The sequence below is a fragment of the Enterobacter sp. FB genome, assembly GCF_000805795.1.
Taxonomy (GTDB): domain Bacteria; phylum Pseudomonadota; class Gammaproteobacteria; order Enterobacterales; family Enterobacteriaceae; genus Enterobacter; species Enterobacter roggenkampii.
The window spans coordinates 211,579-226,111 of the sequence record NZ_JSZC01000006.1 but is presented as its reverse complement, the minus strand read 5'-3'; the positions used below and the strand labels follow the sequence as shown (position 1 = coordinate 226,111).

Sequence of the window (14,533 nt, the reverse complement as noted above, 5' to 3'; positions counted from 1 at the left end):
ACTTCCTCGCCATTTGTTTGTCAGTACATAGTATTTTGCGCCAAATTGCCATGCAATGAGCAATTTGACGGGCGTAAATGTGTAGAGTCGTGACACAGATGATTCTGATTGCTGATGAATGCTTTGCGTAGAGACACTGTTGCCACTACTATCGTTCCACTATTTATGAAAATAACGACTAATGATGCTTAAATTACGCCTGATTGGACTTACTTTACTCGCTTTTAGCGCCGCAACCGCAGTGCACGCTGAAGAGAAGCGTTACGTTTCTGACGAACTGAACACCTGGGTACGCAGTGGCCCCGGAGATAATTATCGCCTCGTGGGTACGGTAAATGCCGGCGAGGAAGTCACCCTGTTACAGACCAACGCGGACACCAACTACGGTCAGGTTCGCGACAGTTCTGGCCGCACGTCCTGGATCCCACTGAAAGAGCTGAGCACCGTGCCAAGCCTGCGCACCCGCGTACCGGATCTGGAAAATCAGGTGAAAACCCTGACCGACAAGCTGAACAATATCGACGGAACCTGGAACCAGCGTACCGCCGAGATGCAGCAGAAAGTGGCGCAGAGCGACGGGGTGATTAACGGCCTGAAAGAAGAGAACCAGAAGCTGAAAAACGAGCTGATTGTCGCGCAGAAGAAAGTGAATGCCGCCAACCTGCAGCTCGATGACAAACAGCGCACCATCATCATGCAGTGGTTTATGTATGGCGGCGGCGTGCTGGGCGTCGGTCTGGTGCTGGGTCTGGTTCTGCCGCACCTGATCCCAAGCCGTAAACGTAAAGATCGCTGGATGAACTAATTCGTCTTCTCTGCCAGACTTACGTATCATTCTGGAAAAGAGAAAACGGGAGTGTCAGGCGTGAAGAGTTATCTGGTCGGTGGTGCGGTACGTGATGCGTTGTTAGGTCTGCCGGTCAAAGATAAAGACTGGGTGGTGGTTGGCGCCACCCCGGAAGAGATGCTCGACGCGGGCTACCAGCAGGTAGGCCGCGATTTTCCCGTCTTTTTACACCCGAAAAGCCGCGAAGAGTACGCCCTGGCGCGTACCGAGCGGAAATCAGGTTCGGGCTACACTGGCTTTACCTGCTACGCCGCGCCGGACGTCACGCTGGAGGACGATCTCCTGCGTCGCGATCTGACCATTAACGCGCTGGCGCAGGACGAGCACGGCCAGATTATTGACGCTTATGGCGGCCAGGACGATCTGCGCAACCGTCTCTTACGTCACGTCTCCCCTGCGTTTTCTGAAGATCCGCTCCGCGTGCTGCGCGTGGCGCGTTTTGCCGCGCGTTACGCCCATCTCAGCTTCCGAATTGCCGATGAGACCATGGCGCTGATGACCGCCATGACCGAGGCGGGCGAGCTAGAACACCTGACGCCAGAGCGCGTCTGGAAAGAGACCGAGAATGCGCTCACCACGCGTAACCCGCAGGTCTTTTTCCAGGTGCTGCGCGACTGCGGCGCCCTGAAGGTGCTGTTCCCGGAAATAGACGCGCTGTTTGGCGTACCGGCTCCGGCGAAATGGCATCCGGAGATTGACACCGGCGTGCACACGCTGATGACCCTGAGCATGGCGGCCATGCTCAGCCCTGACGTGGACGTGCGCTTTTCCACCCTGTGCCACGATCTCGGCAAAGGCTTAACGCCAAAAGAGCTCTGGCCGCGGCACCACGGGCACGGTCCGGCAGGGGTGAAGCTCGTCGAAGGGCTGTGCCAGCGCCTGCGCGTGCCGAACGAAATCCGCGATCTGGCGAAACTGGTGGCCGAATTCCACGACCTGATCCACACCTTCCCGATCCTGAAACCGGCCACCATCGTTAAGCTGTTCGATAACATCGACGCCTGGCGCAAACCCCAGCGCGTGGAGCAGATCGCGCTCACCAGCGAGGCTGACGTGCGCGGGCGTACCGGGTTTGAAGCCTGTGACTACCCGCAGGGACGTTTACTGCGTAAAGCCTGGGAGGTAGCCAAAGCGGTGCCGACGAAGGACGTTGTCGAGGCGGGATTCAAAGGCCCGGACATTCGCGAAGAACTGACGAAACGGCGGATTCAGGCGGTATCAGAGTGGAAGGAAAAGCATTGCCCTCAGCCAAAAGACTGAGGGCAGTCGGTCAGAAGAAGACCACGTAAACCGCAGCCGCGACGATAAAGCGGTAGATCGCGAACGGAATGAACGAGATACGCTTAATCAGCTGCAGGAAGGTTTTGATGGCAATCAGCGCCACGATAAACGCGGTGATGAAGCCGACGGCGAACATCGGAATGTCGCCCGTGGTGAGGAAACCGATGCTTTTATAGAGGTCAAGCGCGGTGGCGCCCATCATCATCGGCACCGCCAGCAGGAATGAGAACTCTGACGCGGCGTAACGGCTTACGCCCATCAGCATCCCACCGGAAATGGTTGCGCCCGAACGGGAGAAGCCCGGCCACAGCGCCAGACACTGAAAGCAGCCAATGATAAACGCCTGACGATACGTCATATCGTCCAGCCCTTCCGCGCGCGGCGTTTTTGGCTTCAGCACTTCCGCGGCGATCAGCAGGAAGCCGCCCACCACCAGCGCGTACATCACGTTAATCGGGTTGAACAGCGATTTAATGGTGTCGTGGAATACCAGCCCCAGCACCACCGCCGGGATCATCCCGAGCAGAATATGGATCAGCGACAGGCGGCCTTTACTCATCCCTTCGTGCTGCGGCGGACGGCCAAAATGGATACCGATCAGGCCAAACAGACGGCGCCAGAACATCACCACCACCGCAAGAATAGACCCCAGTTGGATCACCACTTCAAACGTTTTGGCGGTATCGCCTTCAAAGCCCAGCAGATGACCAACAATGATCATATGGCCGGTACTGGAAACCGGTAAAAACTCCGTCAATCCTTCGACCACACCCAGTATTGCCGCCACCAGCAGCGAGTGCATATCGCTCATCTATAAACCCCTAAAAAAATATAAAAAAACGGTCGCCCCAACGGCTACCGTGAAAGATACAGCTATAAGACAGATATAACCTAAAAGGGTTTAGCTATTATGACGTTAAATCTTGCCTTTCAGATTTGTGCCACGCTCGATAATGACGCCCACGTTGGCGGCGCGCGCCACCGCGCCCGGTTTGCTCAGCTTGATGCGCACCCACGGTGAGTTGAATTTTTTCAGCAGCAATTCTGCGACCTCTTCCGCCACCCGTTCGACCAGCGCAAAACGTTGCCCTTCCACGTGGCCGATGACCGTTTCACTGATGTCGGCGTAGCTGAGACAGTCGTTCACGTCATCGCTTTTTGCCGATTTGCGGTTATCCCAGCCCATTTCGATATCGAACACCAGCTTCTGCTCGATGGTCTGTTCCCAGTCGTAAACACCAATAGTGGTGATTACCGAAAGTTGCTCTATAAATACAATATCCATCACGACCTGCCTGCTTTTTGGCTAAACCGGATACCACTTCCGGCGAATTATGCGTATTATCCACAGATGCTGAGAATACAGATACATTTTCAAAACGGAACAGCGTTATGAGTGCAATCGCGCCTGGAATGATCCTCCTCGCCTATCTTTGCGGCTCAATCTCCAGCGCCATTCTGGTCTGCCGCATCGCCGGGTTACCTGACCCGCGTGAAAGTGGTTCCGGGAATCCGGGAGCGACCAACGTACTACGAATTGGCGGCAAGGGAGCAGCCGTAGCGGTTTTGATTTTTGATGTTCTGAAAGGGATGCTACCCGTATGGGGCGCGTATGCGCTGGGCGTCACGCCGTTCTGGCTGGGCCTCATTGCCATTGCTGCCTGTGTCGGCCACATCTGGCCCGTATTCTTCGGTTTTAAAGGCGGTAAAGGCGTGGCAACCGCCTTTGGTGCCATTGCGCCTATCGGCTGGGATTTAACCGGCGTGATGGCTGGCACCTGGCTGCTCACCATTCTGCTGAGCGGCTATTCGTCGCTGGGCGCGATCGTCAGCGCGCTGATTGCCCCGTTCTACGTCTGGTGGTTCAAACCTCAGTTCACCTTCCCGGTATCAATGCTCTCCTGCCTTATCCTGCTGCGTCATCACGACAATATTCAGCGCCTGTGGCGTCGTCAGGAGACCAAAATCTGGACGAAGCTCAAGAGGAAGAAAAAAGACGCTCCGTAAGGTTAGTTATGCCTTATAGCCAAATGTGATTTTGGTCACCTTCTGCCTGTGGTAACTGTTAATGACACAATACAACCATATAAGAAGAAAATGGCAGAAATCACAGAAACAACTCCCCTTTCAACGGCAGGAAAACGTTCCGATGGCGACATCCAGTGGGTGCGCAGCGCATCGGATGTTTCACGCCTCGTTAATGATGGTTCTCAGGGCCGGGCCAATGCTCGCATCGTGATCGGTATCGCGCTGGGCGGGATTTTCCTCGATGCCTACGATCTGGGCGCGCTGGCCTTCGGCATAAAAGATATCACCCGCGAATTTAACCTGACGCCCGCCGGTACCGGCATGGTGGCGTCCGCCATTACGTTTGGCGCGATTGTCGGGGCGCTGCTAGGGGGTTATCTCACGGATAAAATCGGGCGCTATCGCGTCTTTATGGCCGACATGCTCTTCTTCGTGGTGGCCGCCATCGCCTGTGCGCTGGCCCCGAACGAATATGTGCTGGCGGGTGCCCGCTTTGTCATGGGGCTTGGCGTCGGGATCGACCTTCCCGTAGCGATGGCATTTTTAAGCGAGTTCGCCAGGCTAAAAGGCCCCGGCAATAAGGCCTCCAGCGTCGCCATGTGGTGCCCCACCTGGTATGCCGCCATCAGTATCTCCTACCTGCTGGTGCTCTTCTTCTACGCCGTGCTGCCGGAAAGCCACAGCGACTGGCTGTGGCGCCTGATCCTTGGCTTCGGCGCGGTACCCGCGCTGGTGATTATCGCCATCCGCAGCCGCTATATGAGCGAATCGCCGGTCTGGGCGGCAAATCAGGGCAACCTGAAGGAGGCGGCGTCCATTTTACGTCAGTCGTATAACATCAATGCCCACGTGCCGCAGGATGCGCTCAGCCAGCCAGCTCCCGTCGTGAATAAAGCGAAATGGTCCAACTATCTGAACCTGTTCCGCGGCGTCTACTTACGCCGCACGACGCTCGCCACGCTGCTGTCCGTCGTCTCTTCGTTCGCCTATAACGCGGTGGCGTTTGGTCTGCCGGTGATCATCTCCAGCTTCTTCGTCCAGTCGATGCTGACCACCATCCTGATTTCTCTGGTGCTTAACCTGCTGTTTGCCTTCGTCGGCGGACTGCTGGCGGTACGCTACGTGCCGCGCTTCGGCGCATGGTGGATGTCGCTGGCGGGTTACGCCTGCCAGCTGGTCGCGCTGCTGGGCCTGGGGCTGATTGGTCGCCCGGAAGGTGCCACCGAAGGCGTGCTTGCCGTGGCGATGCTGGCGCTCTTCCTGTTCGGCCAGGGCTTCGGCCCGGGCGCGCATACCATGACGTTTGCCTCACTGAGCTACCCGACCTCGCTGCGCGGCGTCGGCGTTGGCCTTAACCAGACGCTGATGCGCAGCAGCTCGACGCTGTCGCTGTTCCTGTTCCCGCTGCTGGTCGCCTCGCTGGATACCGCCGTGTTCTGGGTGATTGCGCTGGCGCCATTTATCGGCCTGGCCTCGCTGCTGGCGATCCGCTGGGAGCCGTCGGGGTATGATGTGGATGCGGAGGATTACCGCTAATGACCTCGCTTCGGTGGGTTAACCCCACCGAAGGATTCTTACAAATCATTCAGCAGCGTTCGGGAAAGTTTTTTCAGCATCTCAAGCTCTTCATCATTCATCCGCATGCTGCAGCGTATCTGGTCCGGCAGCGCCATCACCTGCTTTTTCAGTGCGTTAGCCTTATCCGTCAGAACGACATTTTTCATTCTTTCATCACCCACAACCGCGATACGGTTGAGAAACTCTTTTGCCTCAAGCTTTTGCACCAGCGGGGTCAATGTGCCCGAATCAAAAAACGTCTTATCGCTGAGATCGCGAAGTGGAATGTTGTCTTTCTCATAAAGCGCCATCAAAACAACAAATTGCGGATAGGTAAGATCCATTTCCTGCAATAAGGGACGATATTGCCGAACGAACGCGTTGGTGACCGAGTACAGTGAGAAGCAAAGTAAATCATCTAACGTCTTGTTTTCTTTCATTTCTCTTTCAACCCTTAGTCAGTTTTATAAAAAAATTATAAATAAAGTTTGACTAAAAGTATCTTGCGCGCAAGTATTACAACAACAACTTAATAGCGCACTACTTAAATAACGTCACTGTCTAACACTCGCTTAAAGAGGTACTACCATGAAAACATTAGCCGCCATCCTGGTTTCTTCCGTGTTCGCGTCTGCTGCAGCATCCGCCCACACCACCAATACCCCTACCCCGACCGCAGGCGTACAGGCATTTCTTAATGTTCTGAATTCGGGCAAGGGTAAGCCAATGGAACAGATGACCCCGCAGGAGGCCCGTCAGGTACTGATCGGCGCGCAGCAAGGCGCAAAACTGCCGCCCGCTCAGGTTTCAGAAAAAACGATCCAGGTAAATGGTCAGGCGATCAAACTGAAAATAGTGAAACCTGAAAACGCGACCGGCACGCTCCCGGCATTTATGTTCTTCCACGGCGGCGGCTGGGTGCTGGGTGATTTCCCAACCCACGAACGCTTAATCCGAGATCTGGTTCGCGCGTCAGGTGCCGCAGCGGTTTACGTTGATTACACGCCGTCACCTGAGGCCCATTTCCCGGTGGCCATTCATCAGGCCTTTGAAGCGACAAAATGGGTAGCCGAGCACGGTCAGGAAATTGGCGTGGACGGTAGCCGTCTGGGTCTGGTCGGTAACAGCGTGGGCGGCAATATGGTGGCTTCCGTGGCGCTACAGGCAAAACAATTTAATGGGCCAAAAATTCGCTACAACGTCATGCTCTGGCCTGTGACCGATGCGAATTTTGATACTGCCTCGTATAACCAGTTCGAGAACGGCTATTTCCTGTCGAAAAACATGATGAAATGGTTCTGGGATAACTACACCACCAACGCGGCCGATCGCAACAATATCCTTGCCTCTCCGCTTCGCGCCAGCGCCGCGCAGTTGAAAGGCTTCCCGGAGACGCTGATTCAGACAGCAGAGCTGGACGTTCTGCGGGATGAAGGTGAAGCATTCGGGCGTAAGCTGGATGCGGCTGGCGTCCCGGTGACCGTCACGCGCTATAACGGCATGATCCACGATTACGGCCTGCTCAATCCACTGAGCGAAGAGCCTACGGTCAAGGTTGCCCTGGAGCAGGCTGGCGCAGCGCTGCATGAGCACCTGAAATAACGGCATCGCGATGTTTGTCAGACAGCACGTCCTCCGGGCGTGCTTTTTTATTTCGTCTTAACCGCCATCCATAAGCGACTCATATGACAGCCTTCATTTCTGCCAGGGCATACTGAAACGACCCGATGATGAGCAGATGGATGCAGCATGTTAGCAGCTCAGGTCACTGATAATTCGTACAAAGGCTGGCAGGCGTCGCTTGCCCTGCAGTTTTGTCACACCCCTGAGAAAACCCTCCTGCACTCCGCTCATCACGTCGGGCCGCTTATCGTTCAGCGTCCATTTTATCCCGAAGGCGAAACCTGCCACCTTTATCTGCTGCACCCGCCGGGCGGGGTTGTGGGCGGCGATACGCTGGATATCACCGTGCGTCTGGACGCCAAAAGCCATGCGCTTATCACCATGCCCGGCGCCAGCAAGTTCTATCGCAGCAGCGGCCCGCAGGCTCGCCTGCATCAGCACTTTTATCTCGATGAGGGATCCACGCTGGAGTGGCTGCCGCAGGACACCATTATCTTCCCCGGAGCGAATGCCGCGCTGCGCTCCGTCTTCCACCTGAAGGCCTCCAGCACGCTGCTGGCGTGGGAGCTGTACTGCCTGGGAAGACCGGTAATCAATGAGACCTTCAGCCACGGCACGCTGGAGAGCCGCCTTGAGGTGTGGGTGGATGACGAACCCCGCCTGATAGAGCGCCAGCACCTCGGCGACGGCGATCTTACGCCCGTTGCCGGACACCCGTGGATCGGTACGCTGCTGTTCTACCCGGCCAATGAAGAACATCTCGACACGGTGCGCGCGCTGCTCGCGCCTCTGGGCCATTTTACGGGGGCAACGCTCACCGACGAGCTGCTGTCGGTGCGTTTTCTCTCCCACGACAACCTGATTTGCCAGCGGGCGATGCGCGATATCTGGCAGTCGCTTCGCCCGCTCCTCACCACCAAAACCGCCTGTTCGCCGCGTATCTGGCAGACATAAGAGAAACGTTATGGAACTGACCCCCAGAGAAAAAGACAAGCTGTTGCTGTTTACCGCCGCGCTGGTTGCCGAACGCCGCCTTGCGCGCGGGGTAAAGCTCAATTATCCGGAATCGGTCGCGCTGATCAGCGCCTTCATCATGGAAGGCGCGCGCGATGGCGAAACCGTCGCCTCGCTGATGGAGGCGGGCCGCCACGTCCTGACGCGCGACCAGGTGATGGAGGGCGTGCCGGAGATGATCCCGGACATTCAGGTGGAAGCAACCTTCCCGGACGGATCCAAGCTCGTCACCGTCCACAACCCGATCGTCTAAGGAGCGCGTGATGATCCCAGGCGAATACCAGATCCAGCCCGGCACGATTGCGATCAACGTCGGGCGCGAAACCCAAACCGTGATTGTCGAAAATCACGGCGACAGGCCGATCCAGGTCGGATCGCACTATCACTTTTACGAGGTCAACCCGGCGCTGAAGTTTGACCGTGAGGCGACCCGAGGCTACCGGTTAAACATCCCGGCAGGCACCGCCGTGCGCTTTGAGCCCGGCCAGAAGCGGGAAGTGACGCTGGTTCAGGTCTCGGGGGCGCAGCGCATTGTTGGCTTTCGCGGTGAGGTGATGGGCGAGGTGAAACATGGCTGACATTTCACGCCGGGCCTACGCCGATATGTTTGGCCCCACCACCGGGGATAAGGTGCGGCTGGCCGACAGCGAGCTGTGGATTGAAGTGGAAGACGATCTCACGATCTACGGCGAAGAGGTCAAGTTCGGCGGCGGGAAGGTGATCCGCGACGGCATGGGTCAGGGGCAGATGACCGCAGACGACTGCGTGGATCTGGTGCTGACCAACGCGCTGATCGTCGATCACTGGGGGATCGTGAAAGCCGATATCGGCGTCAAGAACGGGCGGATCTTTGCCGTCGGTAAAGCCGGGAACCCGGACATCCAGCCCGGTGTGACGATCCCGATTGGCGCGGCGACGGAAGTGATTGCCGCCGAAGGGAAGATCGTCACCGCAGGCGGGATCGACACCCACATCCACTGGATCTGCCCGCAGCAGGCGGAAGAGGCGCTGGTCTCCGGCGTCACCACCATGATCGGCGGCGGCACCGGTCCGGCGGCGGGCACCAACGCCACCACCTGCACGCCGGGGCCGTGGTATATCGCCCGCATGCTGCAGGCTGCCGATACGCTTCCGGTGAATATCGGCCTGCTCGGCAAGGGGAACGGCTCCAACCCGGATGCCCTGCGCGAGCAGATTGCCGCGGGCGCCATCGGGCTGAAGATCCACGAAGACTGGGGCGCGACGCCTGCGGCAATCAACTGCTCGCTGGAGGTGGCCGAAGAGATGGACATTCAGGTGGCGCTGCACAGCGACACGCTGAACGAGTCCGGGTTTGTCGAAGACACGCTGGCGGCTATCGCCGGGCGCACCATCCACACCTTCCACACCGAAGGGGCGGGCGGTGGCCACGCGCCGGATATCATCACCGCCTGCGCGCACCCGAATATTCTGCCCTCCTCCACCAACCCGACGCTGCCCTACACGGTCAATACCATCGACGAGCATCTCGACATGCTGATGGTTTGTCATCACCTCGACCCGGATATCGCCGAGGACGTGGCGTTTGCAGAATCCCGCATTCGTCGGGAGACCATCGCCGCGGAAGACGTGCTGCACGACATCGGCGCGTTCTCGCTCACGTCGTCAGACTCGCAGGCCATGGGCCGCGTCGGGGAAGTGATTATCCGTACCTGGCAGGTCGCGCACCGCATGAAGGTCCAGCGCGGCGCGCTGCCGGAAGAGACCGGCGAAAACGACAACTTCCGCGTGAAGCGCTATGTCGCCAAGTACACCATTAACCCAGCGCTGACCCACGGTATCGCCCATGAAGTGGGTTCGATTGAGGCGGGCAAGCTGGCAGATCTGGTGGTCTGGTCCCCGGCGTTCTTCGGCGTCAAGCCCGCCACCATCGTCAAGGGCGGGATGATCGCCTGCGCGCCGATGGGTGACATCAACGCTTCAATCCCCACGCCGCAGCCGGTGCATTACCGCCCGATGTTTGGCGCGCTGGGCGCCGCGCGCCACGCCACGCGACTGACGTTTGTCTCGCAGGCGGCTCACGCGAACGGTATCCCCCAGCAGCTCAGTCTGCAGAGCGCCACGGCGGTGGTGAAAGGCTGCCGGACGGTGAAAAAGGCCGACATGATCCACAACGCTCTGCAACCGAACATCACCGTTGATTCGCAAACCTACGAGGTGCGCGTCGACGGCGAACTGATTACCAGCGAACCGGCTGACGTTCTGCCGATGGCGCAACGCTATTTCCTGTTTTGAGGAGTAATGATGATTTATCTGACCCAACGCCTGGACCATGCACATCCGACTACCGCCAGCGTCACGCTGCCGATTGACGTACGGGTGAAAAGCCGCGCCCGCGTAGCGCTGAACGACGGCCGCGAAGCCGGGCTGATGCTGCCGCGCGGCCTGCTGCTGCGCGGGGGGGACCTGCTGACCACCGACGACGGCAGCGAAGTGATCGAAGTGATCGCCGCCCCGGAGTCGGTCTCCGTGGTGCGCTGTGCCGATCCGTTCCTGCTCGCCCGCGCCTGTTACCACCTGGGCAACCGCCACGTGCCGCTGCAGGTGATGCCCGGCGAGCTGCGCTATCACCACGATCACGTTCTCGACGACATGCTGCGCCAGTTTGGGCTGGAGGTGACCTACGCCAGCCTGCCGTTTGAACCGGAAGCGGGCGCGTATGCCAGCGATGCCCATAGCCATTCTCACGCCCATTCACATTAAGGACTCATCATGCGCAAGTTACTCCCCCTGTTACTGCTGGCTTTTTCCGTTCCCGCGCTCGCGCATCCCGGCCACGGTGCCGACAGCTTTCAGGCCGGTTTTTTCCATCCGCTGACCGGGCTCGATCACCTGCTGATGCTAGCGGGCGCAGGCGTGCTCTCGGCACTGAGCGGCCGCAAGCTCCTGCTGCCGTTTGCCACCCTCGGGATGATGCTTGTCGGCGCCGTTGCGGGCAGCCTGCTCGGCGGCTTTAGCGGCATGGAGATGCTGATTATTGCCTCGCTGGCGGTCAGCGGCGTGATGATGTTTAAAACCGAAAATCGTCTGCTGCTCGCGGTGCCTGCCCTAGCGATGTTCCACGGCTGGGCGCACGGCGTGGAGATGTCCGGCCATAGCTTCTGGCTGTTCACCAGCGGGTTTATGTTCGCCAGCGCCACGGTGCTGTGCGCCAGCTTTGCCGCTGGGCTGCTGCTGCGCCGTCACGACGGTCTGCGTAAAACCTTCGGCGGCGGGCTGATCGTCTCCGCCCTGCTGGCGCTGATGAGCTGATGGAGCACGCCCGCCAGTGGCTGCGCCTGATGCAGCTCTCCAGCAGCAGCCTGCCGGTCGGGTCGTTTACCTGGTCGCAGGGGCTGGAGTGGGCCGTGGAGGCGGGCTGGGTCGCGAACGCCGACGCCTTTAAACGCTGGCAGATCCAGCAGATGGAGCAGAGTTTTTTCTGCGTCGATCTGCCGCTGTTTCACCGTCTCTGCCAGGCCTGCAATCGGAACGACCTGGCGACGGCCAAACGCTGGACGGCATACCTGCTCGCCTGTCGGGAAACGCGCGAGCTGCGCGAAGAAGAACGCAACCGCGGAGCGGCCTTTACGCGTCTCATCAAAAGCTGGGAGCCGGACTGCCCGGCAGAATGGCTGGCGCTGTGCAGGCAAAGCCAGCTCTGCGGCATGGCGTGGCTCGGCGTGCGCTGGGGCATTGACGTGCGCGAGCTGGCGCTGAGCCTCGGCTACAGCTGGATTGAGAGCGCGGTGATGGCGGGCGTCAAGCTGGTGCCGTTTGGGCAGCAGGCGGCGCAGCAGCTGATTATCGAGCTGAGCGACCATTTTGCCGCCGGGCTTGAACAGGCCTTTTTACGTCGCGACGACGCGCTGGGGGCAGCTACGCCGCTGTCCGCCATCGCCTCCGCGCGCCACGAAACCCAATATTCACGACTATTCCGTTCCTGAGGAGTCAACATGGCTGATTACAAACATCCCCTGCGCGTGGGCGTGGGTGGCCCGGTAGGGTCGGGCAAAACCGCGCTGCTGGAAGCGCTCTGCAAGGCAATGCGCGACACGTATCACCTGGCGGTGGTGACCAACGATATCTACACCAAAGAGGATCAGCGCATCCTGACCGAGGCGGGCGCGCTGGCGCCAGAGCGCATCGTGGGCGTGGAGACCGGCGGCTGCCCGCATACCGCTATCCGCGAAGACGCCTCGATGAACCTGGCGGCGGTGGAAGCGCTCAGCGAGAAGTTCGGCAATCTGGATCTGATCTTCGTGGAAAGCGGCGGGGACAACCTGAGCGCGACCTTCAGCCCGGAGCTGGCGGATCTGACCATCTACGTGATTGACGTGGCCGAAGGGGAAAAAATTCCGCGCAAGGGCGGGCCGGGGATCACCAAGTCCGATTTTCTGGTGATTAACAAAACCGATCTCGCGCCGTACGTCGGCGCCTCGCTGGAGGTGATGGAGCGCGACACCAACCGCATGCGCGGCGAGCGTCCGTGGACCTTTACTAACCTGAAAGCGGGAGACGGTCTGGGAACGATCATTGCGTTTCTGGAAGAGAAAGGGATGCTGCGGGTGTAGTGCGGGTTATTGCCGGGTGGCGGCTTCGCCTGACCCGGCCTACGGTTTTGTAGGCCCGGTAAGCGCAGCGCCACCGGGCAAAAAAACTCACGCCTCAGGCAGTTCCGCCAGCGGCCAGCGCGGACGCACGGACACGCTCAGGTCAGACGTTGCGCCAGCGTTCAGGCGCACCATCCCCGCGTAGGCGATCATCGCCCCGTTATCGGTGCAGAATTCCGGACGCGCGTAGAACACTTCTCCGCGACGCTTTTGCATCATCTCGGCGAGCTTCGCGCGCAGCGTGCGGTTGGCGCTGACGCCGCCCGCCATCACCAGACGCTTGAAGCCGGTCTGATCCAGCGCGCGCTTGCACTTGATCATCAGCGTATCCACCACTGCATCTTCAAACGCGCGGGCGATATCGGCGCGGGTCTGATCGCTGTCGTCGTTATTGCGGATCGTGTTGGCCGCGAAGGTTTTCAGCCCGGAGAAGCTGAAGTCCAGCCCCGGACGGTCGGTCATCGGACGCGGGAAGACAAAGCGCCCTTCCGTTCCCTGCGACGCCATTTTGGACAGCATCGGGCCGCCTGGGTAATCGAGTCCCAGCAGCTTGGCGGTTTTGTCGAACGCTTCACCGGCGGCGTCGTCGATCGACTCGCCCAGCAGCTCGTACTTGCCAATGCCCGTCACGCTAATCAGCTGGGTATGTCCACCGGAGACCAGCAGCGCCACAAACGGGAATTCAGGCGGATTCTCTTCCAGCATCGGTGCCAGAAGGTGCCCTTCCATATGGTGAACCGGGATGGCCGGCACGTCCCACGCGAAGGCCAGCGAACGGCCAACCGTTGCGCCGACCAGCAGCGCACCGACCAGGCCCGGACCGGCGGTATAGGCTACGGCATCAATATCGGTTGAACTTAACCCGGCCTCTTTCAGCGCCGCCTGGATCAGGGGAACCGTTTTACGCACGTGGTCACGAGAGGCCAGTTCAGGCACGACGCCGCCGTAGTCAGCGTGCAATTTCACCTGACTATACAGTTGGTTGGCCAGAAGCCCTTTTTCGTCGTCGTAAATGGCGATGCCGGTTTCATCGCAGGATGTTTCAATACCCAGTACACGCATGACTTGTTTTACCTCGTTTCAATACCGCGCAGTGTAGAGCCTGGGCGGATTGAAGTAAAACTTTGTTCGCCCCAGGAAGAAGGCTCGTGTATACTCCTCACCCTTATTAAAGTCCCTTTCAAAATCGCATCGGTGCTTTACAAAGCAGCAGCATTTGCAGTAAAATTCCGCACCATTTTGAAATAAGCTGGCGTTGATGCCAGCGGCAAACCGAATTTATTAAAGGTGAGAGTTACATGCCGGTAATTAAAGTACGTGAAAACGAGCCGTTCGACGTAGCACTGCGTCGCTTCAAACGTTCATGCGAGAAAGCAGGTGTTCTGGCTGAAGTTCGTCGTCGTGAGTTTTATGAAAAACCAACGACCGAACGTAAGCGCGCTAAAGCTTCCGCTGTGAAACGTCACGCGAAGAAACTGGCTCGCGAAAACGCACGCCGTACTCGTCTGTACTAATTGGTTGAGGGCCTCAGCCCTCAATTGACAGACAGAGT

The 14,533-nt window shown here is 58.7% G+C and carries 18 protein-coding genes; 14 read left to right on the top strand and 4 right to left on the bottom strand.

What is annotated here, in order from left to right:
• Positions 1 to 184: 184 nt before the first annotated feature.
• Both PI91_RS03525 and PI91_RS03520 read left to right on the top strand, forming a co-directional pair.
• Positions 185 to 805 carry a TIGR04211 family SH3 domain-containing protein gene (locus tag PI91_RS03525; RefSeq protein ID WP_025912514.1) on the top strand — a complete coding sequence of 207 codons (621 nt, stop codon included), beginning with the start codon at positions 185 to 187 and terminating at the stop codon, positions 803 to 805.
• 60 nt (positions 806 to 865) lie between these two features.
• The gene (locus tag PI91_RS03520) at positions 866 to 2,107 is read left to right on the top strand and encodes a multifunctional CCA addition/repair protein (RefSeq protein WP_008502958.1); all 1,242 of its coding nucleotides are present in this window, start codon (positions 866 to 868) and stop codon (positions 2,105 to 2,107) included.
• A gap of 10 nt (positions 2,108 to 2,117) precedes the next feature.
• Here PI91_RS03520 and bacA read toward each other — a convergent pair whose 3' ends face one another.
• Together bacA and folB are read right to left on the bottom strand one after the other, a co-directional pair.
• Positions 2,118 to 2,939 (bottom strand): undecaprenyl-diphosphate phosphatase, encoded by an 822-nt coding sequence (bacA, locus tag PI91_RS03515; protein ID WP_039265445.1) that lies wholly within the window; start codon positions 2,937 to 2,939, stop codon positions 2,118 to 2,120.
• A 105-nt stretch (positions 2,940 to 3,044) separates the two neighbouring features.
• Positions 3,045 to 3,413, bottom strand: a complete 369-nt coding sequence (gene folB / locus PI91_RS03510; protein ID WP_008502956.1) for a bifunctional dihydroneopterin aldolase/7,8-dihydroneopterin epimerase — start codon at positions 3,411 to 3,413, stop codon at positions 3,045 to 3,047.
• A gap of 107 nt (positions 3,414 to 3,520) precedes the next feature.
• On the opposite strand from folB, the gene plsY reads away from it, so the two are divergent.
• Both plsY and PI91_RS03500 read left to right on the top strand, forming a co-directional pair.
• Positions 3,521 to 4,135 carry a glycerol-3-phosphate 1-O-acyltransferase PlsY gene (gene plsY / locus PI91_RS03505; protein ID WP_008502955.1) on the top strand — a complete coding sequence of 205 codons (615 nt, stop codon included), beginning with the start codon at positions 3,521 to 3,523 and terminating at the stop codon, positions 4,133 to 4,135.
• 90 nt (positions 4,136 to 4,225) lie between these two features.
• Positions 4,226 to 5,692 (top strand): MFS transporter, encoded by a 1,467-nt coding sequence (locus PI91_RS03500; protein WP_039265444.1) that lies wholly within the window; start codon positions 4,226 to 4,228, stop codon positions 5,690 to 5,692.
• A 38-nt stretch (positions 5,693 to 5,730) separates the two neighbouring features.
• Here the strand turns inward: PI91_RS03500 and PI91_RS03495 are convergent, their stop codons facing one another.
• Positions 5,731 to 6,153 carry a MarR family winged helix-turn-helix transcriptional regulator gene (locus PI91_RS03495; RefSeq protein ID WP_039265443.1) on the bottom strand — a complete coding sequence of 141 codons (423 nt, stop codon included), beginning with the start codon at positions 6,151 to 6,153 and terminating at the stop codon, positions 5,731 to 5,733.
• A gap of 148 nt (positions 6,154 to 6,301) precedes the next feature.
• Here PI91_RS03495 and PI91_RS03490 point away from each other — a divergent pair, with 148 nt between their 5' ends.
• From PI91_RS03490 to ureG, 9 genes are all read left to right on the top strand, one after another.
• Entirely contained in the window at positions 6,302 to 7,315 is a 1,014-nt protein-coding gene (locus PI91_RS03490; RefSeq protein WP_023617354.1) for an alpha/beta hydrolase, read from the top strand.
• A gap of 147 nt (positions 7,316 to 7,462) precedes the next feature.
• Positions 7,463 to 8,290, top strand: coding sequence for an urease accessory protein UreD (locus PI91_RS03485; protein WP_039265442.1), 828 nt, complete (start codon positions 7,463 to 7,465; stop codon positions 8,288 to 8,290).
• 10 nt (positions 8,291 to 8,300) lie between these two features.
• Positions 8,301 to 8,603, top strand: a complete 303-nt coding sequence (locus PI91_RS03480; protein WP_003862556.1) for an urease subunit gamma — start codon at positions 8,301 to 8,303, stop codon at positions 8,601 to 8,603.
• A gap of 10 nt (positions 8,604 to 8,613) precedes the next feature.
• Positions 8,614 to 8,928, top strand: coding sequence for an urease subunit beta (locus PI91_RS03475; protein ID WP_023294581.1), 315 nt, complete (start codon positions 8,614 to 8,616; stop codon positions 8,926 to 8,928).
• Positions 8,921 to 10,624, top strand: coding sequence for an urease subunit alpha (gene ureC, locus PI91_RS03470; protein WP_039265441.1), 1,704 nt, complete (start codon positions 8,921 to 8,923; stop codon positions 10,622 to 10,624). The genes PI91_RS03475 and ureC overlap by 8 nt, the downstream gene beginning before the upstream one ends.
• A 9-nt stretch (positions 10,625 to 10,633) precedes the next feature.
• On the top strand, positions 10,634 to 11,092 hold the full coding sequence (ureE, locus tag PI91_RS03465) for an urease accessory protein UreE (RefSeq protein ID WP_032675515.1): 459 nt from the start codon (positions 10,634 to 10,636) through the stop codon (positions 11,090 to 11,092).
• Between the two features lie 9 nt (positions 11,093 to 11,101).
• A complete protein-coding gene (locus tag PI91_RS03460) occupies positions 11,102 to 11,641 on the top strand; it encodes a HupE/UreJ family protein (RefSeq protein ID WP_023326096.1) in 540 nt (179 codons plus the stop codon).
• Positions 11,641 to 12,315 carry an urease accessory protein UreF gene (locus PI91_RS03455; RefSeq protein WP_008503188.1) on the top strand — a complete coding sequence of 225 codons (675 nt, stop codon included), beginning with the start codon at positions 11,641 to 11,643 and terminating at the stop codon, positions 12,313 to 12,315. Before PI91_RS03460 ends, PI91_RS03455 begins: the two co-directional genes overlap by 1 nt.
• A gap of 9 nt (positions 12,316 to 12,324) precedes the next feature.
• Positions 12,325 to 12,942, top strand: coding sequence for an urease accessory protein UreG (gene ureG / locus PI91_RS03450; protein ID WP_008503187.1), 618 nt, complete (start codon positions 12,325 to 12,327; stop codon positions 12,940 to 12,942).
• A gap of 87 nt (positions 12,943 to 13,029) precedes the next feature.
• Here ureG and tsaD read toward each other — a convergent pair whose 3' ends face one another.
• Positions 13,030 to 14,043, bottom strand: a complete 1,014-nt coding sequence (gene tsaD / locus PI91_RS03445; RefSeq protein ID WP_028014471.1) for a tRNA (adenosine(37)-N6)-threonylcarbamoyltransferase complex transferase subunit TsaD — start codon at positions 14,041 to 14,043, stop codon at positions 13,030 to 13,032.
• Positions 14,044 to 14,279: 236 nt separating this feature from the next.
• Between tsaD and rpsU the strand changes: the two genes are divergently transcribed.
• Complete coding sequence (rpsU, locus tag PI91_RS03440) at positions 14,280 to 14,495, top strand: 30S ribosomal protein S21 (protein ID WP_001144069.1); 216 nt, start codon at positions 14,280 to 14,282, stop codon at positions 14,493 to 14,495.
• Positions 14,496 to 14,533: the final 38 nt, after the last annotated feature.